The 22926-nt window shown below is 39.6% G+C and carries 13 protein-coding genes and 1 pseudogene; all 14 read right to left on the bottom strand.

Annotation, left to right across the window (positions count from 1 at the left end; all coding sequences use genetic code 11):
• Positions 1–50 precede the first annotated feature (50 nt).
• Positions 51–6221, bottom strand: a complete 6171-nt coding sequence (locus tag BUR11_RS14550; RefSeq protein ID WP_074225714.1) for a S8 family serine peptidase — start codon at positions 6219–6221, stop codon at positions 51–53.
• Between the two features lie 483 nt (positions 6222–6704).
• A complete protein-coding gene (locus BUR11_RS14545) occupies positions 6705–9986 on the bottom strand; it encodes a sensor histidine kinase (RefSeq protein ID WP_074225713.1) in 3282 nt (1093 codons plus the stop codon).
• A gap of 11 nt (positions 9987–9997) precedes the next feature.
• On the bottom strand, positions 9998–13900 hold the full coding sequence (locus tag BUR11_RS14540) for a sensor histidine kinase (protein ID WP_074225712.1): 3903 nt from the start codon (positions 13898–13900) through the stop codon (positions 9998–10000).
• A gap of 46 nt (positions 13901–13946) precedes the next feature.
• On the bottom strand, positions 13947–14072 hold the full coding sequence (locus tag BUR11_RS21365) for a hypothetical protein (RefSeq protein ID WP_262481254.1): 126 nt from the start codon (positions 14070–14072) through the stop codon (positions 13947–13949).
• A gap of 5 nt (positions 14073–14077) precedes the next feature.
• Positions 14078–17491 carry a sensor histidine kinase gene (locus BUR11_RS14535; protein ID WP_084560985.1) on the bottom strand — a complete coding sequence of 1138 codons (3414 nt, stop codon included), beginning with the start codon at positions 17489–17491 and terminating at the stop codon, positions 14078–14080.
• 90 nt (positions 17492–17581) lie between these two features.
• Complete coding sequence (locus BUR11_RS14530; protein WP_143186018.1) at positions 17582–17944, bottom strand: hypothetical protein; 363 nt, start codon at positions 17942–17944, stop codon at positions 17582–17584.
• A gap of 164 nt (positions 17945–18108) precedes the next feature.
• On the bottom strand, positions 18109–18252 hold the full coding sequence (locus tag BUR11_RS21300; RefSeq protein ID WP_262481255.1) for a DUF6090 family protein: 144 nt from the start codon (positions 18250–18252) through the stop codon (positions 18109–18111).
• Positions 18253–18340: 88 nt separating this feature from the next.
• A complete protein-coding gene (locus tag BUR11_RS14525; RefSeq protein WP_074225709.1) occupies positions 18341–19075 on the bottom strand; it encodes a DUF6090 family protein in 735 nt (244 codons plus the stop codon).
• A 23-nt stretch (positions 19076–19098) separates the two neighbouring features.
• Entirely contained in the window at positions 19099–19776 is a 678-nt protein-coding gene (locus tag BUR11_RS14520) for a DUF6090 family protein (protein WP_143186017.1), read from the bottom strand.
• 35 nt (positions 19777–19811) lie between these two features.
• A complete protein-coding gene (locus BUR11_RS14515) occupies positions 19812–20564 on the bottom strand; it encodes a DUF6090 family protein (RefSeq protein ID WP_074225707.1) in 753 nt (250 codons plus the stop codon).
• Positions 20561–21298 (bottom strand): DUF6090 family protein, encoded by a 738-nt coding sequence (locus BUR11_RS14510; protein WP_074225706.1) that lies wholly within the window; start codon positions 21296–21298, stop codon positions 20561–20563. Before BUR11_RS14510 ends, BUR11_RS14515 begins: the two co-directional genes overlap by 4 nt.
• Entirely contained in the window at positions 21295–21777 is a 483-nt protein-coding gene (locus tag BUR11_RS21115; protein ID WP_143186015.1) for a hypothetical protein, read from the bottom strand. Before BUR11_RS21115 ends, BUR11_RS14510 begins: the two co-directional genes overlap by 4 nt.
• Before the next feature lie 87 nt (positions 21778–21864).
• Positions 21865–22053, bottom strand: a pseudogene (locus BUR11_RS21295) (DUF6090 family protein); the annotation flags it as partial.
• An 11-nt stretch (positions 22054–22064) separates the two neighbouring features.
• Positions 22065–22853, bottom strand: a complete 789-nt coding sequence (locus tag BUR11_RS14500) for a DUF6090 family protein (RefSeq protein ID WP_074225704.1) — start codon at positions 22851–22853, stop codon at positions 22065–22067.
• Positions 22854–22926 lie beyond the last annotated feature (73 nt).

Raw genomic sequence — 22926 nt, 5'->3', positions numbered from 1 at the left:
CGTTACCTTCATTTAGTCGGTGGATGTTTCGGTTGAATGGAAATGTTTAATTATGGGTCTTTGATGATATGAATGGTTTTCATCCCTTTTGTGGTATTGATATTGATAATGTAGAAACCGACATTCATTTGAGAGAAGTCCAACTCAAGTCTACTTTCGCTTTCGTGCCATATTCTTGGCAATTGACGGATTCTACCCATGGCATCAAGAATTACCAAAGAGAAATCACTTGGCTCTTCATCGACCAATCCTTTCAGATTTAGGTTCAATCGATCATTGACAGGATTTGGATAAGCAATCAATTCACTTGAAATTCCCTCTTGATCCAACTCCTTGCTGTTATAAGATAATGAAATTTCAGGATTGGTTTCTCCGGTTACTGGTTTTACTCTAGCGTTTTCAAAATTTGTCACAATTGGTCTGATTGCAATTGCTTGAGCCACCCAATGCTCACTTTCAGACGCCTCAGCACTTAAGGCTCCTGTTTCGCCTGCATCGCTTTGAATAAAATAGCTCATCATATTAGAGGTCAGACCTTGCTGATCATTCGGATCATCATACACTTCAATAGTACCTGCAGGTGGGATCCAGGTAGCATTTTTCTTGTTAGTGTAGAATAGCATAATCAGGGTATTACAATCCGTGGTGGTCAAGGATGGTGCAGTTCCTACAGAACCTTGGGATCCTGAATCTCCACTGAAGGTAACAATCGGCCCATCTGGATGATGGATATCTGCCCCTTCCACTCTTGTAATTCCCATGGTCCATTTTGGCGCTTGATTGATTCGGAACCCATAATTTTCTGGCTCATTATTGTTTTCCACCACTTTGTAATAGGTGACCATGGCGACTTGATTTTCCTGATTGACCCGCTGGATTAAGACCCACCCAGCTTCTTCAGGAGTTACTGAAGGGGCTTCTCCTTTTTCGAACATTAGTCCCACAATCAATAAATCTCCGATTTTGGTATTGGCAGGTTTTTTAATGATTGCAGGGTTACTGGAGCTTCCAGCTCCCATGGCGGTTTCAAAATCTCCAATTTCAGGAGCTTCATTGGCACATCCTACTATTAGGAAAGGCGCATACTCAGAACTTGCGAGATTGTAGTTTTCATCCCCTGCGAATTGTGCAATTACCTGATAGGTGCCAGGGAATACAGGAGCAAATGTCGTAGGCCCGTAGCTGGTTTGACCAACTCCTTCGTATTCAATGGAGATAAGTTTTTTATCCAGCAAATCTTCCTCTCCTCTAATACCATATGCGTAAGCGCTAGCTTCAATTGGTTCTCCTAAATATTCAAATTCACCACCGGTTACAATAACCGTAGGTGTAGCTTTTCCTACTGAAAGAATTCCTTTATTTATAGGATCAATGATATAATTTGAAGGTTCAATAGAGGTAATTTCCGGATCTATTTCATATGTCCCTACTGGAATCACCCCCACTCGTGGGAATGCAATTTCCTGATACAGCAGTTGATAGGTTACTGTATCCACGACGGATTCGGCATTTTCCTCTAAGGTGATTTCCACTTCTTCAGAATTGAGGAAGCTGGTGCTCATTTTAAATCCTTCAAATGAGGTACTTAATGGAGGAATAGAATCTCCATAAATCATGGTATCTGGTGTCGCTGAAGTTTCAGCAAGTAAGGAGGCAGGAGTAATGGTAAGATCAGCTGGTAGATAGTGTGAGATATAATTCCTGGATTCAAAAGTACCCGGGATAATTACTTGTGGCCCCACGTCAGTGCCAGTTACCATGGTGATGGAGAAGAATTCCAAGTTGAAATCATCGTTATTTTCTCCTGTTTCAGCACCAAAGTCATAGTACTTCCCGATTTCTGCATTTTCCCCTTCTTCAGCTAATTCCAGATCTTTTTCTCCAAAAATGACCAGGTTATTGAAGTTTGTTTCCTCTTCTTCACCTCCGGTACTATTGATGATTGTTCTGGAATTAATAATGCTTCGTCCATTAATGATGCTTCTAGCATTGATAATGGTCCGTCCATTGATGATAGTTCTTCCATTGATCATACTTCGAGCGTTAATCATGGTCCGAGCATTGATCATCGTTCTTCCATTAATGCTGACGGCTTGTAATTCTTGATTTTCAGGATCTTCTAGGTAATCTAAGAAGGAGTCTGAAGGAACATCAAATGCAGAATTGATAATGGTTCGCCCATTGATGATGGATCTGCCATTGATGATGGTTCTTCCATTGATAATGCTTCGTCCGCTGACCATGAAGCTTTTGTTAACAAAGCTTTCTTTGTTGATAATGGATCTTCCATTAAAGATTCCCAATGGAAGGCTATTGTCTCCTGTTCTTTTTGCAAGTTCCAAGTCCTCCATATACTGAGTAAGCACGCTGTTTTTCAACCCTGCCACATCCATGATTTTCGGATTGCTTTCTGGGCCTATGAGGCTATCTGCAATCAAAACCTCAAACTCCAATGCATCACCAATGGACTCTCCGTATTCTACGGCAAATTGATCGATCAGGTCTTTCGGCTTGATAGTGATCGGTAAGGCTTCCACGGTGATAATTCCAGGACCATAATTTCCAAAATCATCATTGGTTCCGTCATAGAAGAAAGTGCCATCTTCTTGAAGCACTCCTACATAATTGAAGAAATCTGAGTAGGTATAGGTAGTTTGAGGATGTGAAGCGGTTATAACATAAGTTCCTACTTCGGCCAAATTACCAGTAATGGTACTGGATAAGGTCAATAATTGTAAAGAAGAATTCGGATTCTCAGGATCCAAAGTCAATCCTACTTCCTCCAAGCTCAGCTCGCTTAATACCCAATTATTTTCAATTCTTTCATAAACACTTGCTGTAAAATCAGGAACTTCCTGTGCATATTTTTTGGATAGATCATCTGCCCGGATGGCTATGGTTTTTTTAACCACATCAAAGAAATATTCAGGTCCAGCAGTACCCCCATCTAGTTCACTATCAGAAATGGAATTATTGACGACTGTTACGCCTGGATTTCCTTCAAAAGTTGGTACTGTCACTTCCAAATAGCCGGTTCCAAATTCATCTACACCATATACAGCGTTTAATTGTTCTTCTCTCAAGTACACATTCGAACCTTCGTAAATATTGGTCCCCTGGATGATCAATTGAAACTCTACCTCTCCAGGATTTATTCCCTCCTCATACACCAATTCAATATTATTGGGATTAGGAGTTGCTAAGGTCAATAATGCTTTATCTGCCCGGACCATTCCCGCTCCGGAAAGGAAGTCTTCTCCAGGATCATGCATGTCTTGGGCCGTTGTTTTAAGTACTCTTCGGATGTCCCCTGGTGTGGTAGTTCCTATTTCGCCTTCCCAGTCGGGAGGAGAACTTTCTGGGTAATATTTGACTCGGGCTTGTTTGATCAAGGCAGCAAGAGCAGCTGCATGAGGAGCTGCGGCAGAGGTACCATAGAAATTTGGAAAATCATCACCCTCTAAATTGGGAGCACCCAAATTGACGGTGGTATTCACCCCATTGGGAGCTGTAAAATCTGGCTTTGCTCGAACTACCCCATTGGTGGTGGTTCCTCCTCGGGAGGAGAAAGAGGCTACTGTAAAGGGCTCTGTTCCACTAGGCACCAATGCTGGGTCAAATCCATATACTGAAGTATTGGCGTAAAGTACAGCGCCTATCGTCATGGCTCCTTCGGAATTGGCATGACCCACTACTGTGGATGCATTGATGCCATTTTGATCATTCGGATCCAGTTCACCTCTATATATTACATACTTAAATTTAATGCCTGTGTTTGTATCCAGGTCGTTGCAACTCTCGCATTCCCTTGCAATCAAGAGTTCGATGGTTGTTGGCTCTGTGATGGTAAAAGAAAGGATTTCAAAGGGGTCTCCATTGGCATTATCCCGATTAAAGCCAAAAAGTGGGACATCAAAGTTTTTCAAATAAATGTCTAGATCATATAAACTTCCTACCTGATCCACGGAATAAAGCGGGTCCTCCCATTGCAATGCAATCATATAAACAGCAGGCCCATTTTCTGCCGGGAAGACATTGATGGATTGTGTGGTGGATCCGTTACTAAACTGATGAACTCTTCCTTGTTCTTCCCAAGTACCGCTATTTAAAGGCAATTGAATAGTGGGATCGATTACTGGGTTAAAGGTCGATTCAAAGGATTTGATGCCAAAATTACCAGCAGAGGTAAAATAGGATACTCCTTCAGCAGTCACGTCATTGATGGCATTTGCGACTTTACCATCTCTAAAACTAGGTTCGGTCATATAAGATATGTCATCCACTAGAACATCACTTCCAGCGGCTGCTAAGTCCCGTATTCCTTGGGCAAAATCTCCTGCAGTAATTATTCCGGTACGGAAGGCCAACTCTGCTCCCGGAGCAATGTCATGGATGATTTGCATCATGGCACGACCTTCATCCGTGCCTGTTCCAAATCGACTTGGCAGATCTCTCAAGAAATAGATGCTTTCAGGTAAATCACCGTTTGAAATATCGGTCTCCAAGGTATTTACTCCTGCATCTGTTCGTGTAGCATAGCTATCCGAAAGCACCCCTATTTTTATTCCTGTACCATCAATGGGCTGATCTCCTTCAAAATGTGTATATCCGGCTCGTACCAGATTAGATCGCATGACCCGATCGCCTTGGGTAGTGGTTGCTCCTTTATTGGCTACAGGAGGAAATGCAGGTCGAACGTGGTTTATAATTTCGAAGTATTGATTTAATTCCAGCAGGTTTGCAATTGGGAAAAATCCAGCAATAATCAACGAGTTGGGATCTTGCTTAAGCTCTTCCTCGGTAGGGGTTACAAAGCCTAAGTTTTCTAAAATTGCCTTTGCTTCTGCAAATCGATCTTTAAAATAAACTACCTCAATGAGTACCTCATCCCCATCGATGTAGAATACTTCATTGGATTCCACGGTTTCCCCTTGATTGAATATTTCATTCAAAGCACTCAATTCAGAACCTATCAATTCATAGACTTTTCCTTGGGAACAAATTCCAAAAATCTGACGATCATTGACTGTAACTGTGAAAGATTCTGAAGTGCTGCAATTTCCGACAGTAGAAACTTCGAAGACATCTCCGTCAGTGACTAAAAGTTCCTCCGGAGTTTCGATTGTTTGACCATTGCGAACAAAAGTTACCTCTCCAAAATCTACAGAAACAAAATCATATAGATTTCCAATGGCAGTATTTCCTCCATTTTCAGTGCTACACAGTACTGCTTCAAATACAGAGAGGGTTGGTGGGATCGTATAGGTAACATCTAAGCTGCATTGGATGGGCAGGCAAGTTCCTTCATTTTCTATTGCAACGGCAACTGTTCCAGATCCTGCCCAATTGACTGTAATACTATTAGTACCTTGACCCGCACTGATTTCTCCCTCTCCGCTGATTGTCCAAACATAGGAAATACCTCCTTCGGGGGCATTATAGGTAGCTACAGATCCTTCACAAACTTCAGTTTCTCCTTCAATCAAGCATTCAGTTACGGATTCAAGAACTTCTGTCGCAGCCTGTACAGAACTGCTTTGGCTTCCTACGGATTTGTCGTCAAGAGAAACTACTCTGGTATGGTAAGGAGATCCGTTGATACTAGCGGCTGAATTACCCTCTCCCCAATCTTGAGCTTTGGCAATATGGCCTCCCCAGGCAATGACTGCAGTATTATTGGCCCCATTGTCTCCCTCTACAACAAAAGAAATACGAAGGCGGGTGATTGTTGTGGAGGAACTGTTCTCCTGTATCGTGTAAGATACATCTTCAATCGTTCCACCAAAAATGGCGAGTTTCCGCTCGTCTTCTGTAAGTTGATTAAAACTTGTTAAAGGTTGTGGAGTTCCTTCTGGTGCAGGAATTGTAGCCAAACTGGGAGTGCCTGTGTCAGGGATAACTTCCTCGCAGATTCTATTGAAATTGGTGATATAATCAATGGCATTTTTATCGTCCTTTTTGGTGTCCCATTCAATTTCTACTGTATGGATTCCTGCTTTAAGTTTGGAAATGGTAAGACGATAAGGAATGGATTGACCTTCAAAAAAATGGCTATTTCCGGAGTTGGAGTTTCCTGTTGACCAAATTACGGGACTTGTAGCTTCTTTATCGACTCCACCATTTTGTCCTTGCTCCAACTTGACTGATTGGGCATTGGAGAAATTTGATGCAAGTAAAAAAACTATCACTATCCCCTTTGCGAGCGTCAGTAATTTCTGCATAACATTCAGTTTAAAGAATAAAACGTTTTGTAGACCGTGTTTTTGAAAAATCAGAAATCAGGTAAAAAGTGTCAAAAACAACATTTTTCTACGAGTGAAAAACATTTAATATCTTGTGAAATATATTCTAAAATAAGAAAAATTCTTTCAAAAAGTTAGTAATCAGGAATTTATAAATCTTTAAAATATTGCCTGATTTTGGCGCTAAAAAGTTTTAAAAGACTGGAGATGGTTTTTTTTAATAATTTATTTTGGTTTCGAAAAATATATAAAAATACCAATATTAAAATTGAATTTTTTTTGAACCAACTAAGTAAAACTTACTTTGTGATTTTTTTAATTCTTGGACTCATTCCTTCAATAACTTTTGAAGGAATGAGTTTAGATTACAATTAGGCAGATATGCTTTTGGAGTAGTTCAGGAGATAAACTGCTTTTCCCAATTTGATGCAATGATAAAACGACCTTTTCATATCATTCGAATTAATTTGAAAAAGGGAGAGATATTATGAATTCGGTCATTTCCCCTTTTTTAGAAAAGACTTTAATTTTCCCGCCGTGTGCCCTAACTATATCATAGCTCAGCGATAACCCAAGACCTGTCCCAGAGCCTGTTGGCTTGGTGGTATAGAAAGGTTGGAAGATTTTTTCTTTGATGGAGTCCGGAATGCCTGGACCATTGTCCCTCACCGAGAGTTCGATCCCATTTGGAGTCTGCCTGGAGCTGACAATTACTTCTGGTTCGTATCCATTGTCTTGATGGCCATCTTGAACAAGTTGTGCTTTTCCATTGCTGGTGCTTTGGCTTCTATCTGCACAGGCATAAAAGGCATTATTCACCAAATTTAAAATCACTCTTCCGATATCTGAAGCCACTACTTTTACTTTAGGAAGAGTAGGGTCGAGATCAAGCTTGAAGTTTGCATTAAAACTCTTGTCTTTTGCACGAAGCCCATGATAGGAGAGCTTCAGAAATTCCTCAGCAAGGGAGTTGAGATCGGTTTCCTTTTTCTCACCGGAATTAGCTCTGCTGTGTTGGAGCATTCCTTTGACGATTAGATCTGCACGCCTACCATGTTGTTGGATTTTGGCCTCATTCTCCTTGATGGAGGCGGCAATTTGCTTCACTTCAGCAAGGTTTCCTTTTTCGATTTCGTCTTCTAATTCATCGATGAGCTCTTGATTGAGGTCGGAAAAGTTGTTTACGAAATTCAAGGGATTTTGAATTTCATGAGCAATTCCAGCTGTGAGCTCTCCAAGAGAAGCCATTTTTTCGGATTGAATTAGTTGAGCCTGTGTAGCCTTGAGTTCTTTATATGCTTTTTCAATTTCTTTGGCCTGAGCTAATTCCCGTTCCTGTGTTTTTACTTTTTCTCTTGCCAAAACCCTGTTAGTCTGGAATTTAACCAGCCCATAGACGATTAAGACAAAGACAATAAAGTAAATGAGGAATGCCCACCAAGTGGCATACCAAGGGGGAAGTATTTCAAAGGGGTAGGCGATCTCATTAGAGATGGTGTTAAAGGTGTTTTTTGCACGTACTCGAAAGGTGTACGATCCATAAGGGAGATTGGAGAATTCCCTTGAGACATTTTCTGTCCAGTCAGACCATTCTTCATCCAGTCCCTCTAAAAATGTCTGATATCGAATCTGATTTTCTTTTACAAAAAATGGTGCAGTAAAGTTAAAACTAATGGAATTGCCCTTATATGGAATTTCCACAGTTGATCCTCCGGACTGCATGCTAATCGGTAAAATATTCTCGCTCGTCGATGCAGAAGTGAAATAAAGTGGAAGCGGATGGTCTGTTCTATAATCTTTATTGGGATCAAGCCTGATCAGTCCGTCATCTGTACCAAACCATATTACCCCATTGGGTTCAGTAAATCCAGAGGCCACTGAACTGGCCGTAATCAAATTAAAGGGATAAGATTGGAGCTGAAAGCTTCCATCATCTTGCCGCACAGCCAAGCGTTTTTCTCCTTTGAAGTCTAAATATACATTGCCGGTTTCGCCCACTCCAAGGCCATAAGTGTCTAAGTTGATATTGGCTACCTCATCAGAGAAACTGAATACAGGGTCACGCTCAAATTCATTGATACTTGAATTGAAAAAATAGAACCCATCGATACCAGAAGTATATACTTTACCTTCGATCGGACCCACGGCAAGACCTGATAAACCTCTAACTCCGTCTTTTTCGCTGATTTCTGTTACCCTTGCGTTGGGAACATCTAGATTGCCAGATGCCGTTTTTTGGAAAACAATCCTAAATAGTACCCCTGCCTGGGTACCGCCCCAGAGTTCACCTTCTTGATTTTCGGCCAAACTATAGATCGATCGTTCCACACCGGAAATTGAGCCGATATTTTCATAATCATACTCTCCGTTGATCCCCTTTTCTCTCTTAAATACCTGAATTCCAAAACCACCACTAATAAACACATAACCTGGATGAAATTCCGAAATCACTATTTTAAGTGTCTGGTAGCTCTCCGTGCCTGGGATAATCTTGGAGGTTTTTCCCCTAATTGAATAAACCCCAACTCCAGTGCTCAACATCTGATTACCATCTGGAACAAGATCAAATACCTGAGTATTGGGAATTCCCTCTACCTGCTTGACGATCCCGTCGGACTTATCTAGGTACAACACATTAGTTGATGTTCCGATGTATAAATTGTCATCGTAGGCACCAAGAGATAATGGACTACCTATTTCATATTGATCAGAATCAAATCGAGAAATCGGTGAAAAGATTTCAATTTTTGAAAGGCCACTATTCGTACCCACCCATAAATTAGAAGTATTGTCCAGGAAAAAAGCATAGACACTTTGGTCGGTAATAGAATTTTTGGTGTTGAACTGGGATTTTATTTTCCCCTCTTGATCGATGATAAAAAAGCCATGACCCAAAACACTAAGGGCATAGGTGTTATCAGGAAGACTAAGTGCTTTGTATAAGCTTCTATCTTTTAGAAGAGGGTCGATTTCAGTTGGAAAAGGGATGAAATCCTGACCATCGTAATGATACAGTCCTCCTGAGAAGGCGCCTACCAAAAACCCCTTAGAGTCTTGATAGGGTAATAAAACCTGTACTCGATCCTCTCCCAAGAATTGACTGCCGGGAACCAACTCCAATGCGCCATTTTGTTCCTTAAACAGGCCCAGATTAATCTGATGGGCGTAATAAGTATCATTTAGGCTAAATCCATACATGAATTCGGTGTCCGGTTTCCAAACTTTGAGATTGCTTCCCTGATTTTCCGAAGCTGGCGTATAAATAAAAATTGCTTCTCGGGCTTGGAAGTAAATTTTCCCCTGACTTTCGCGAATCGACCAAATATCATTAAAAATCAAGTCCGAAGGATAGCCATCAATGAGTGATGTTTCTATGGTTTTTCCAGTGGAGTCAGTGGTGACAATACCAAAATCCCCAAGCGATCCGAAATAGAAGGTGCTATCAGAGGCAAGTAGAGTAGACCTAACATTGGTATTGAATTCAGTAGTAGGAGAGGAAAGGAGTTCCCAGTTTTTACCGTCAAATTTTTGAAGACCTGAACTTGTGCCAACAAATAAAAAACCTTCCTTATTTTGGTTCACATCCCAGATTTGTTGACCGGCAAAATTATCATCACCTACCACATAATTGGTAAAGCTAGGTACTCCTTTTGATGCATTAATTTGGCTGTAAGATTGGAAAGCCAGTAAACTTAAGATGAGCGTACTGGACAGTGCTAGATATTTCAAAAAGTCGTGTTTCATGATTTCATCTATTAAGGTTGAGTGTTTGGGGTCAACACTTCATTTATTTTTATTTGATCTGTTAATGGTAAGAAGAGGACCATTTCAGTACCCTCTCCATCCACACTTTTCACACGTAAGTCTCCTCCATGTGCTTTCACTATATCATAGCTGAGAGACAATCCTAGCCCAGTACCAGAACCAGTCGGCTTGGTGGTAAAGAAAGGTTGGAAGATTTTCTCTTTGATGGATTCCGGGATGCCCGAACCATTATCTTTTACTATGAGCTCGATTCCTTTTTTTACTTTTCTCGTGCTCACTACCACTTCTGGATGATAGTCATTTGATCCTGATTTCCCATTCTCCTTGACTGAACTTCGGCTTCGCTCAGAGCAGGCGTAAAATGCATTATTCACCAAGTTCAGAATCACCCTTCCAATATCAGAAGCCACAACATGAAGGTTTGGAAGATCAGGATCGAGCTTCAAGATAAAATCTGAATTGAATGTTTTGTCTTTGGCACGAAGGCCATGATATGAAAGTCTAACAAACTCATCTGCCAATGCATTGAGGTCAGTAAGTTCTTTCTCTCCTTTGTTGGTTCGGCTATGTTCTAGCATTCCTTTGACAATGGAGTCTGCACGTTTCCCATGGTGGGTGATTTTGTTGAGGTTGCCTTTAATTTCTGAGGCTAGGAGCTTGACTTCCTCCAACTCTCCTTTTTCCAATTCTTCATGAAGTTCATCTAACATTTCTGAACTTACCTCTGAGAAGTTATTCACGAAGTTGAGCGGATTTTGAATTTCATGGGCAATGCCAGCTGTAAGTTCCCCAAGCGAAGCCATTTTTTCAGATTGGATGAGTTGATTTTGGGTGGATTTCAGCTCTGCATAGGCTTTTTCTATTTCTTTGGCATGGGCGATTTCTTTGAGTCTGGTTTTCTCCCGTTCCTTTAATTGGATCCTTTTTCTAAATAGGGCAAAAACAGCTGCAATAATGCCTATTGCAATCAATAGGTAAATCAGATAAGCCCACCAAGTTTTCCACCAGGGAGGTAGTATTGTGATTTGTAAGTTCTTACCTTCTTCATTCCATATCCCGTAGGCATTGGAAGCGATGACTTTGAAAGTATAGGTTCCTGGCTCAAGGTTGGTGTAAGATGCAAAATTTCTATTATCATAAATCCAATCCTGGTCTAAACCTTCGAGCATATGCGCATATTGGTTTTTCGTAGGATTGGCATAATGAAGTGCCGCGTATTCAAAACTCAAATCATTCTGATCGTACTGAAGGCTAATTTCATCTGAGGAAAGTAAATCCACCTCCAATGGAGAGTTTTCTCCCATCTCGTACACGGAAAGATTGGATATCAATAAATTTGATATGATCACTGAAGGGGGAATTTTATTTGAGGCCACGGTGGAGAAAGTAGTAAGCCCATGATCTCCTCCGAAATAAAAATTACCTTCTCGAGTTTTATCCGCTGCAAGGGAAATAAAGGAATCACCGCCAAGACCATCATCCTCATTGTAATTAATAAAAGTGACTTTATCCAAAGCTTCACTTTGCATCATTTGGATTAGTCCATTTTGGGTTGAAAACCACATTTCTCCATTTTCCCCTGGCAAAACAGTTTCTATAAAATTGGTGGGCAGGCCATCCTGTTCTGTGTAGTAAGTGATTTCATCGCTTGCTATATCCAAAATATTAATCCCTCCATAAGTCGCCATCCAAAGCTGCCCATTGTATTCCATGACATCAAAAACCTGTGTATTACTTAAAGTTGTAGGGTCTAAAGGATCACTGGTATAGTATCTCACCGAATTGGTTTCAGGATCAATTCTAGTAACTCCTGCATTGGCACTGGCAATCCATATATATTTCTCACCCATTTCTATGTCAGAGATATTGGCATCCTGAATAATGATTTCGACATTCTGTTCATTGACATTGACTACGGTGGATTGTTTTGCTAATTCTCCGTCTTGCTTAAAAATAGCAATACCATAAAGTGGTAACAAGTCAGGTTCTAGATCATTCCAACTATTGAAATGGTGGCTATCATCTGATCGATACCGTAGAGAATAGGATCCAGGATTGAGTTCGACCTGAGTGATCTGAAGTCTATTTTTGAAAGCCCCACCTGCCCAAAGTGAATTATCTATCGATTCCATTCCAATGATGGTTTCTCCTGCGGAGTTTTGAAGCCATCCATAATCAGCCATACTTGCAGCATCTCCTTCTCCTACTGTTACTAGGTAATATGAGCCCCGTTCAGAAATTTCAAATCCTTGCGTTAGCTCTTCGGATTGCCCCACTTCCTTGATACTTGTAATCTCCTGCCCCGTCTGCAGCCAGGTTCTTACCTGATCGAGAATTTCATTGGGGTAGGTTTGGCTGTATTTACTTACTATTTCATTAAAATCATCTGAAGCAGGATTAAGTACTGTTAACCCGCCGTTGGTTCCAATCCATATATTCCCCTTTTTATCTTCTCGGATTACCCTTACTTGATCATTTGGCAACCCCTTTTTGTCGTCCTCATTGGTTCTTTTGTACCGTTTAAGTTCTTGGTAGTTTTGATCCATTTTAATCAACCCGTCCCCCCAAGTACCCACCCAAATGGTGCCATCGGCCTGCTCATAAATTGATCTAGCAGACCCTCCAAACATGTCATTTGCTGATGAGAATCCTACTTTTTGTATACTTTCATCTTCTTCATTGAAGATGTTTATTCCATTTCCACGAGTACCTATATAAATTTTCCCCGGTGAGATCTTGGAAGCAAAGAGTCCATACGTTCCTCCCTGGCTCAATGAATTTGGATCTTCTGCGTTGTGGCTATAAAACTTAAAAGGTTGATTGACAGGATCGTATTTGAATAGGCCTTCTGCGCGTGAACCGAACCAAAATATTCCACTTTTGTCAATCATCAATTCTGTCAATCGATTTGTCCAAAACCCAGTATTCATTTTCCGATTTCCAGGTATCAAAACTTCGGTGTATTGGTCGCTGTTTCCTTCAAACTTGAGTATGCCACGATAGTTGTTCAAAATCCAAATATTACCCTCAGAATCCTCCCTTATCGAATTTAAAAAAGTAGCAATATCTTCATTTCCAGAATCATAAGTGACTATTTCCCTGAGCTTGTTATTTGCTACATCATATTTGAAAATTCCTTGGCGGCTGGTAATCCAAAGAATTCCATCTTTGTCTTCATAGATTTCTGAAATGGTATTTTCAAAGCTGTTTAAGGTGTTTTCTATATCAAATTTTATGGGTCTAAACTCTGAAGCTCCTTTGGGAAGGTACATGAGACCATGGTTGGCTGAACCTCCCCATATTCCTCCTGCATTATCCTCATAAACAAACATGGATATGTAAGAATGGACTGCCGGCTTTCCATTTATATTTGCATAGGGGGCTTGGATCCATGTATCTGATTCCGGATCAAATTGAATAATTTCAAATCCTAAAGTACTGGCCCAAATTCTACCTTGAGAATCAGGAAGGACCTGGAGCGTTCTTGATGCTCCTGCTGTCTTAAAAGTGGAATCAATATTATAATTTTTGAAGGTGTTTTTTGCCCGGTCAAAGTAGGTAAGTCCAAATTCGTTAGCAATCCAAAGGTTGCGGTTGGCATCTTCCGCAATATCAAAAATCATATTATGTTGAAGGCTATTCGCATTTCCAATGATGTTACGGTAGGTTTTCCAGCTATAACCATCATATCGTTGAAGCCCATTTGAAGTACCAACCCAAATTAATCCATAACTATCTTGCATTACATCCATCACTTGAGGAGATGCGAGTCCGTTGGAGATAGAGATGGTTTCCAGTTGGATTTCCTGGGATTTAGCTTCAGGGATAGTTGCCCAAATCAAACCAAATAGAAAAAAGAAAAGTTGGGTTGAGTTTAAAATCGAATGGTTCATATTTGACCGGTTTTATTAATTGAAATTTTGGTTTGGAAGAGATAATTCATAGCGATCCAAACCTGTTATCGTACCTGTTGGAAATAGTCTCCAAATCTCCTTTAAGATGACTTCCCCAAAAGTTGTCATCTTTGATTTCTGCTACAGCTAATTGAATTTTGGTTCGTATCATAAATTCTAAGGTTCAATTGGCAAAATGATACTTATCTCTGTTTCTTCTCCCTCTATACTCTTGACTTGTAAGTATCCTCCATGTGCTTTCACTATATCATAGCTGAGAGACAATCCTAGCCCGGTACCAGAGCCTGTCGGCTTGGTGGTAAAGAAAGGTTGGAAGATTTTCTCTTTGATGGATTCAGGGATGCCGGATCCATTGTCACGGACGGAGATTTCTACCCCTACCTGACCGTCCGGCAGGCCTGAATGGGATGTGGTCGTCGTTGTTTTTACAGTAACCTCTGGTTTATAGACTTCTCCACCTTGAGAGCCAGTCCCGATATTTCGGGAGGGTTGGGGAGTATTTTTCGCTTTTTCATCTACAGCATAAAATGCGTTATTCACCAAGTTCAAAATCACTCTTCCTATATCGGAAGCCACTATCTTTACTTTAGGAAGATTAGGGTCAAGATCTAGCTTAAAATCAGCATTGAAAGATTTATCTTTTGCACGTAAACCATGGTAAGAAAGCCTTATAAACTCATCAACTAGCGTATTAATGTCGGTTAGTTCCTTTTCTCCTTTGTTGGTGCGACTATGTTCGAGCATTCCTTTGACGATAGAATCTGCTCGCTTCCCATGGTGGGTGATTTTGTTGAGATTACCTTTAATATCGGTAGCTAGGAGCTTGGCTTCTTCCAACTCTCCATTTTGCAATTCTTCTTGGAGTTCATCAATCATTTCAGAGCTTACTTCTGAGAAGTTATTGACAAAATTGAGGGGGTTTTGAATTTCATGTGCAATTCCTGCTGTCAGCTCTCCAAGTGAAGCCATCTTTTCTGATTGGATCAGTTGGGCCTGAGTAGATTTAAGTTCGGAGTAAGCTTTTTCAATCTCTTTGGCCTGAGCTAGCTCCCGATCTTTTGCTAATTCCCTTTCCTTTCTAGCGGCTCTTTTCCTTTGTTCCCGAATGAAGCCATAAGCGGCAAGGAAAAATAGGCATGAATAAAGTAGATAAGCCCACCAGGTTTGATACCAAGGAGGTAATACCTTTATGGATAACAGTTTAGGTTCTTCACTCCAGATCCCATCAAGGTTTTCTGATTTCAATTCAAGCGTATAATTTCCTGCTGGAAGGTTGGTAAAAACAGCATTTCCATTTGCATCTTGCCAATTGTCATCAAAATTGACCAATCGGTATTGCGTATTATTATTCCCGCTTCCCCCAAAGTGAATGGCCGCAAAATTGATATTTAAAGTGGTGATTCCAGGAGGAATAAGCAGAGAAGAAATGGTATGGTTTGGTTTCCTTTCTGTGGAGTCCAAATAGTTTTGGTAATTTTTACCATCTAGGGTTATTCCTCTAATAATGATTTTTGGAGGGTATGGATTAGTTTGAAGTTCACTGGGATCAAACACATTCATTCCACCATTTCCCGAAAAGTAGATTTTTCCAGATGGGCCACGATTTTTCAGTTTGGGATTGAATGAACTGGATTGAAGCCCCCTTTCAATACCAAATCTTACTGTTTTGCCAGTTTCTGGGAGGTATTGAAAAATGCCATCCGAAGTTCCAAAATAGAGGTACCCATCCACATCATAGCTCAAGGCTCTGATTTCAAGGTCTCGAAATCCAAACTCTTCATAAGTCTGCCAGAATTTTAATCCATTGTATTCCTCATCTGCATAGCCAAATCCATCCACTGTAGCAATCCAGACTCTTCCTTTCGTATCAAGAACCGGCCGAGAGGGTGAATAACCTAAATCTTCACCGAAGAATGTACCTTGTTTAATTACAGATTTAGATTTGGTGTCGATCAATATCCAAGAGCTTCCACCTTCAGTTCTTTGGACCAAAAGATTTTCCTGAGAATCAATCAATACTCCTCGAGGTCTGGAATTGGAAGAATCTTTGACCATTGCGGTGAATTTTTCTATTTCAGGATCAAAAAAATCTATTCCATCGGTATGACTGATCCAAAGTTTGTCCCTAGCATCTACATGAATTCCAAAAATCCAATTTTTACTTAAAGAGGTTGAATCATTTGGATCATTTCGATACCGGGTAATCAAACCTGTTTTTGGGTCTATCCGATTGAGTCCTCCATTTTGATCTCCAGGAGAGCCTGTTCCTATCCAAAGTGTAGAATCAGAAGTCTCTGCAATTGCCCAAGGATAGGGATGCGATAATTCTGACCCGAATGTTTTACCAGCAGGAGGATTATCCTGGGAAGCTCCAATTCTGTGGAGAATGCTCTTTCCATCTGCAGCAAAATGAATGAGTCCACTTTCCATAGAAATCCGCTGACCTATCCAAAAAGATCCATCTTCCAGTTCGTAAGAAGAAAGGATATCAGGGATGATTTTTCCTTGTTCATCCCGTAAAAGGCCAAAATCAGATTGATGCGTATTTAAAAGGCTGATTCCATAGGCGAATCTAGAGATCCATATGACCCCTTGTCGATCCAAATATAATTTGCATCCGTGATCACTGGACATTGGAAGTAGTTCTTTGTGGGTATTCGTACCAGAATGGATGGTTAAGGATTCCCCTGTTTCTACATTGATTTTGGTGATCGCATTCCGTTGGTTGAGCCATATAAATGGACCATGAATTATATAAGAAGCTTCACTCCCAAGGCCTCTTTCCTTCAATAGTTCAGGTTCACTGAATTTTTTAAATGTCCAAGGTTCAGTATCGGATTCCCGTGTAGCCAATCCACTCGGATTTAAAAGAACTGTGCCTGAATTCCCGTAAGGAAGAATGATAGTTTGGCGGTATTTGGCAAAGGATGTTTTATTTATAGTGTTTTCATCAAGAGGAAATTGTTCATAGTGAAATTTCCCATCAGGATGCCTCTTCCCCATTTTTGCCTCTTTCCCATTTTGAACTAAAATAAAATTTACTCTTCCGTTATCCCCAAGTTGAAGATTATATACTTCACCTGATTCCTGCCCAGGCTCTAAAATAAATTTTTGAGTTTCCGGGTCTAGCTTCATGATTCCTTTTGTGGTGGAGGCAAATACTTCACCTTGCTTTCCCAAGAGGACTTGGACATACCTCCTATTCAAATCAATATCCCAGTAAAATGAAAGGCTATCTTTATTGGAGTCATAATAAACCAAATCCCCATCTTCGGCTTCTATCCAGATCCCTCCCTTTTCATCTGCTTCTACATATCGGCCTTCATAAAAAATCTTTTTAAAATTTTTTCCATCAAACTGGAAAACTCCTTCCCAGGTACCCAGATAGATAAATCCGTAGGTGTCCTGAGTCACATCGGTGACTGAAGTACTTGGCAGTCCCTCATCTGATGTGATGTTGTTGAAAACTGCATTCTGAGAAATGTTCTGAGCGTTTAGAGCCAAAGAAATCATGGCCAAACCGCAGAACTGAAACATCATAAAAAATGGTGTTTGGAATAGCTTTTTCATTAAAAAAACTGTCTAAATAACATGTGTCAGAATGCCACTGGATAGATCAACTAATGAATGAAGAGAGTCGGGAAACAAGAATTCAAGTTGTTATTCCGCTGTTTGGTTTAGTTCTCCTTCAATCAAATCTATAATTCTAGTTAATCCCGGTCTGAGGATACGCTCCTTATATCCGGCCTCGGAAACACTCTTTTGGATAATAATTTTCAGAAGATACTGAATTTCAGGATCATTTGACATGGCTTCAAGGTCAAATTTTACAGAGGCATATTTTCTTGACTCATTGAAAGTGATGTTCACATCACCAAAATCGGGTTCCATGTATTTCAAGATATGCTCGGAATATTCTTGAATAGGCTCCTTGTTTCCCCCTTCTAACCTGAAGCTGTATTCCAAAAAAGTTTCATAACTGGACAAAACAGGTTTTAGGTCCTTATTTGTTATCAGACTCAAAGTCCCCGAGTATTTCATTTCTTCATCGGCAGGTTATGATGGATTGAAGTAGTGAACAAAGCCTGCTCTTTCTAAAGCAAATACGATATGAAAGCTGTCAAGCTCTTCAGGAAGGGTATTTAATAAAGTAGTTCTCTAGTATAAGCTTCCCTATTTTCTAAAAATTAAAAAATACGGTCCAAGCAGTTGAGGTTTTCTTGGTAATCCTGTCTGAGATTTTCTATTAAAATCGCTTTCTGGTTTTTTAGTTTTCTGTTTTCATTCCAAGTGTTGACTTCGAGTGCGATCAAAATCTCTAAAACAACCAGAAGGATTTCACCCAGAGCATAGTTGAGGTACTTACTTTGTTATCAACCAATAAAATTTTCCTCATATGGTTAATTACTCTTAATGTAATTAATTGGCTTTTTGCTGGAGGTATTCTTGAATCGACTTCATATTTTCCAAAGTGGAATCATAAACTTTTCTATAGGCCCAATTCCATCGATTGACACGCGATCTTCGGAGTAACAGAAAATCCTTAAATTCTTGCGAATTTTTCATCTTCTCAAAATCTATTGGGAAAATTTTTAAGTCAAAGATTTCAGAATCTTCGTTACGTTCCACTTTGAAAAATTCTTTTTGAATAGGTATGCTTCGAAATTCATTGAAATTTTTATCCTCCATAATTATTAAATCCAGATAGAACCTGGAGTTATGATAATGGGAATTGATTTGTTTTCTCAGTTGGTCATTAAAAGGAATCTGAATATTTCCAGATTTGATGGTTTCTAAGGCTTTCGTGTTTTGGATGAAGTACACTCCTCCGAATAATTGTGGGTCTACATCTTTTAGTTCTTCCCAACTTAAGAGGGGTTTTTCTAAAGCAACAAGGCTACTTTCAAAATTTTCTATGCGGCGTAATTGTAAGTGCATGAATGCAGTGTCCAACTGCATATCTTCAATTAATTCCAATAGCATCTTTCGCTCATAAATCTTTTCTTTTCTATCCTCATTCCAAGTATTAATGCTCAATGCTATTAGGATCCCGATGGTCACCAGGAAGATTTCACCTACAGCATAAGTCACATACCGAGTAATTCGATTTTGTTGAAGGAGTTTTTGGCGGATTTTGCGGAAGATTGAGATCATGATTCTTGAGTTTTGATCAGAGTTTAAGATGAAATTTCATTTTCAATCAAAGCAAGTATACCTTGGGCTTCAACCATGATCTTGGAATAATTCGAAATTTGACGAAGAATCAGTCCATTTTTGTAATACAGAGAATTTAGCAAAAATGGATCATCCCGGTAGGCTGCTATAGCTTTCTTTTTAAGTTTTGGATGATCTCTGACATGATCAAATTCCATGAAAAACTTCTCGATGTCACGACTATAATTTCTGAGAGAAAAATCTGTGCCCTCTTGAATGATTTTTATGGATCTATAATACAGCTGTAGACGTTGGGTCAGACTGTCATTTTGGATAATTTCAATCTGACCTGAGGATAGCAGATTTTCAAAAGCACTTTGATTGGGGTAGAACAATGGCACCCGAAATCTGGCACTACTAGAGGGATCTAAGTCATCGACCGAGTTGGCATCCATGATTTGATTGGACAGCTTACTCAGGTTTTCATAAATTGTGGAGTCCTCTTGGATTATTTCTTGTAGTAGATCAATGTCCTCTTGAAGATTTTGAGCTATCTTTTTCAGACTTGTTTGCTCTTTCTTCATGGTCTTTCGGGATTCATTCCAGTTATTGACCTGAAGTGCAATCAAAATTCCAATTACCACCAAGAATATCTCACCCAAGGCATAGAGGATATAGGAACGAATTTTATTCTGTTCCATAAGTTTTTTTCTGATTTGTCGAAAGAATTTAAGCATCAGTTTTTAATTCTTGATTTAAGTTCTTTTGCTATCATAGCTTCCCCTTTTCTGTTGGATTCAATTACAGCATCAAGCCTCGCTCTGTTATTTTTATAAACAAAACTGCGGAGATTGATCACTCTTAACAGATTCTCATCTCTGATATCATTTATATTGGGTACTTCACGCAAATAGGGTTTACCGACTTCATCCACAGTTAATTCATCTTTGATAAATTTCCTTAAATAGATCTTTATTTCCTCTTCACGTTCATCCTTGAATTCATTGATGAACAGGGCATAGCTTGGAAGTACTTGGCCGTATAGGTTGGAAATATAATTTCTCAAGGAATCATTCTTAATAATATCAAGTCCATTTGATTTCAAATTTTCATAGGGCCCAGAGTCAAATCTGTATAAGAAGTCGGTTAACATTTTGCCGACTAACCGCCTTATAGTTTCTTGGTCAGGCATTTCATTCATTTGAACATATTGTAAAAGACTATCTACCCCTTCTTTATTCTGCTGTACTCTGGGTTCAAAGAAGTTTTTGATCAAGAACAGATCATTATTCAGAGCATTTTGCATCTGCTTTAATAGGATGGTCTCGTACTGTTCAGCCCTACGTTGTTCATTCCAATTATTCACCTGAAGGGCAATCAGTATTCCTATCACCACCAAGAATATCTCCCCCAAGGCATAGAGGAGGTATCGAGTGATTCGATTCTGAGAGAAGGGTTTTTGGCGGATTTTGCGGAAAAAAGAGATCATAAGGAAGTATCAATTTCTTTTTGAATCAATTCGTGGAGCTCAGTTGCTTGGTTTTGAAGACTTCTAGAAAAGGAACTTTTGGTCTTCCAGTGAAAAGCATATCTAGATAAGGTGTTAATTACGACACGATCTCGTTGGATTTTTGAAAAATCATATCTGAAAGCATTTTTGGTTACGCTTCCACCAGCCTCAAACTTTAAATAGGGATCGATGAAAGTAGTTTGATTGACCTTTTCGTTTAGATCCTCGTAGATGGTGCTCACCAGTTTTTGTTGTGTGATGTATTTGCTCAACTCTTCTCGAAGCTCCAGATTATATATCAACCCCAACTGTCCAGAGCTTTTCATTTCCTCATAGGCAGATAATTCGGGAAGGTGGCGGGAAAGCCGAAAATAATTGCCAAATGCAAAGTCCAATATCTGCTTGTTCGAATCGTTGAATTCACCGGACTCTAAAAGTTCCACTGCCTCATCCAATTGGTTAGCTACTAAACTGGAATACTCTTCAATTTCCCCAAGGAAAATAATGATCTGATCCAAATCATTGCTAAGACGCTGGTGGAATTCCTTGGATTTTCTCTTTTCCAAGCGATCCTGATTCCAATTATTCACCTGAAGGGCAATCAGTATTCCTATCACCACTAAGAATATCTCACCGATGGCATGGGGGAGGTATCGAGTGATTCTATTTTGTTGAAGGAGTTTTTGACGGATTTTTCTAAAAAGTGAAATCATTTATTGAGCTTTTCAAGTTCTTCTATTAATTCATCTCGTAGCTTAATGGCAGATTCATTTAAGTCACGAGAGAACATCATATGGTGAGACCATTGCACCGAAAATTTAGAGAGATAATTCACGAACTTTATATCATTAGCCATCTCTTCAAAATTTGTCTTAATCCCTATTTCGACATAGTCCGTTGATACTACGCTCGTGTCCGGAATGGCTCGAATGTATTGATCTATATAAAACACATGTTCTGCAGCATGATGCCCCATTAAGACCAATACTTCATCCGTGGACAAGATTTCCTGTTCAAATTGTATGAGCTTTTTTCTTAAATCAAGATTGTCCATTAACTCTAGATCTCCATTACTTCTCATTTCTGTAATGGTAGAAAGGGAGGGGATTCGATAAGGTACTTGATAGTACAGATGCATCGTTCTTTCAAAAATCCGAGCTTTATCATCTGGTAGCTTTTTGGCTTCCAACATATCGATCGTCTGCAGAATTAATTTTCTAATGGATGACGACCGCCTAATTGACCGTTCAGTTTCGCCGATGAAAATATCAAGGTCTTCAATGATACGTTTATGATAGCTTATAGCTTTCATATTGGCCTGGCGTTCCTGGTTCCAGTTGTTCACCTGAAGGGCAATCAGTATTCCTATCACCACTAAAAATATCTCGCCTATTGCATAGACCAAGTATCGGGTTACCCTGTTTTGAATGAGAAGTTGCTGGCGAATTTTTCGAAAGAAAGAGATCATAGCTTGTCAAGTTATTTTACTAGCGAGTTGATTTCATCTCTGAGTTGTGCTAATAATGGCTCCAAATAGGTGTCCATATTTTGCCGATATAGTCTTGATAATTCCATATTTAGGGCAGTCATACTTCGAATCTGATAACCTGCATTGGCATCATTCCTAAAACCTTCAATGTCTATTCCCAATGATTTAAAGTGGTCTAAATCTTCTTCAGAAATCCCCTTCCTTCCTAAATCCCATATTGAATCCATGATTAAAGCGGAGAAGTATCGTTGGATAAATTTGTTGTATTCGGTTCTTCGTTGTTCTCCTTCCCTGTACACAAAGGATTCCAACCCATTTGTACGATTTAGATACTTTTCTAATAGTTCAATGATTGTTTTGTTATAAATAACATTTACCTCACCCGTTGAAACTAATTCTTGGTAAGCAGGAATATAGGGAGAATAACTACCCCCTCTTCCTATCAAAAAGATGTCCCAAATAAACTGGGCACTATCAGGTAAATTTGAATCTAACTTATTTAAAGATAAAAGTCTTTTACCCTGTTCAACCTTATAAGAAGTTAGATTAATAGATGAGTGTAAGCTGGCACTATCCCTTTCAATTTCCGAAAGAATCCTATAGAGGTAATCGATTTCTCTTTTTCTATCTTTCCTCTCCTCATTCCAGTTATTCACTTGTAGAGCAATTAGTATTCCGATCACGACTAGGAAGGTCTCCCCGATAGCATAGAGAATGTACGTTCGAGCTTTATTCTGTTCAATGAGTTGTTTTCGAATGACTCGGAAAAATTTTAGCATTTGAATCGTGGATTTTCGGGGTAAAAGGATTTTGCTGGTTTTGTGCGAAAGCAACTAATCCGTGTTGATCCAA

It is taken from the genome of Algoriphagus halophilus (assembly GCF_900129785.1).
Taxonomy (GTDB): Bacteria; Bacteroidota; Bacteroidia; order Cytophagales; family Cyclobacteriaceae; genus Algoriphagus; species Algoriphagus halophilus.
Note: the sequence above shows the minus strand (reverse complement) of the source record. Positions and strands in the feature narration are given on the sequence as shown.

Bases quoted from the DNA above. Each gene is read 5' to 3' on its own strand.
- BUR11_RS14550 (WP_074225714.1), bottom strand. From the start codon at position 6,221: ATGCAGAAATTACTGACGCTCGCAAAGGGGATAGTGATAGTTTTTTTA.
- BUR11_RS14545 (WP_074225713.1), bottom strand. From the start codon at position 9,986: ATGAAACACGACTTTTTGAAATATCTAGCACTGTCCAGTACGCTCATC.
- BUR11_RS14540 (WP_074225712.1), bottom strand. From the start codon at position 13,900: ATGAACCATTCGATTTTAAACTCAACCCAACTTTTCTTTTTTCTATTT.
- BUR11_RS21365 (WP_262481254.1), bottom strand. From the start codon at position 14,072: ATGATACGAACCAAAATTCAATTAGCTGTAGCAGAAATCAAAGATGAC.
- BUR11_RS14535 (WP_084560985.1), bottom strand. From the start codon at position 17,491: ATGAAAAAGCTATTCCAAACACCATTTTTTATGATGTTTCAGTTCTGC.
- BUR11_RS14525 (WP_074225709.1), bottom strand. From the start codon at position 19,075: ATGATCTCAATCTTCCGCAAAATCCGCCAAAAACTCCTTCAACAAAAT.
- BUR11_RS14520 (WP_143186017.1), bottom strand. From the start codon at position 19,776: ATGGAACAGAATAAAATTCGTTCCTATATCCTCTATGCCTTGGGTGAG.
- BUR11_RS14515 (WP_074225707.1), bottom strand. From the start codon at position 20,564: ATGATCTCTTTTTTCCGCAAAATCCGCCAAAAACCCTTCTCTCAGAAT.
- BUR11_RS14510 (WP_074225706.1), bottom strand. From the start codon at position 21,298: ATGATTTCACTTTTTAGAAAAATCCGTCAAAAACTCCTTCAACAAAAT.
- BUR11_RS21115 (WP_143186015.1), bottom strand. From the start codon at position 21,777: ATGTTGGAAGCCAAAAAGCTACCAGATGATAAAGCTCGGATTTTTGAA.
- BUR11_RS14500 (WP_074225704.1), bottom strand. From the start codon at position 22,853: ATGCTAAAATTTTTCCGAGTCATTCGAAAACAACTCATTGAACAGAAT.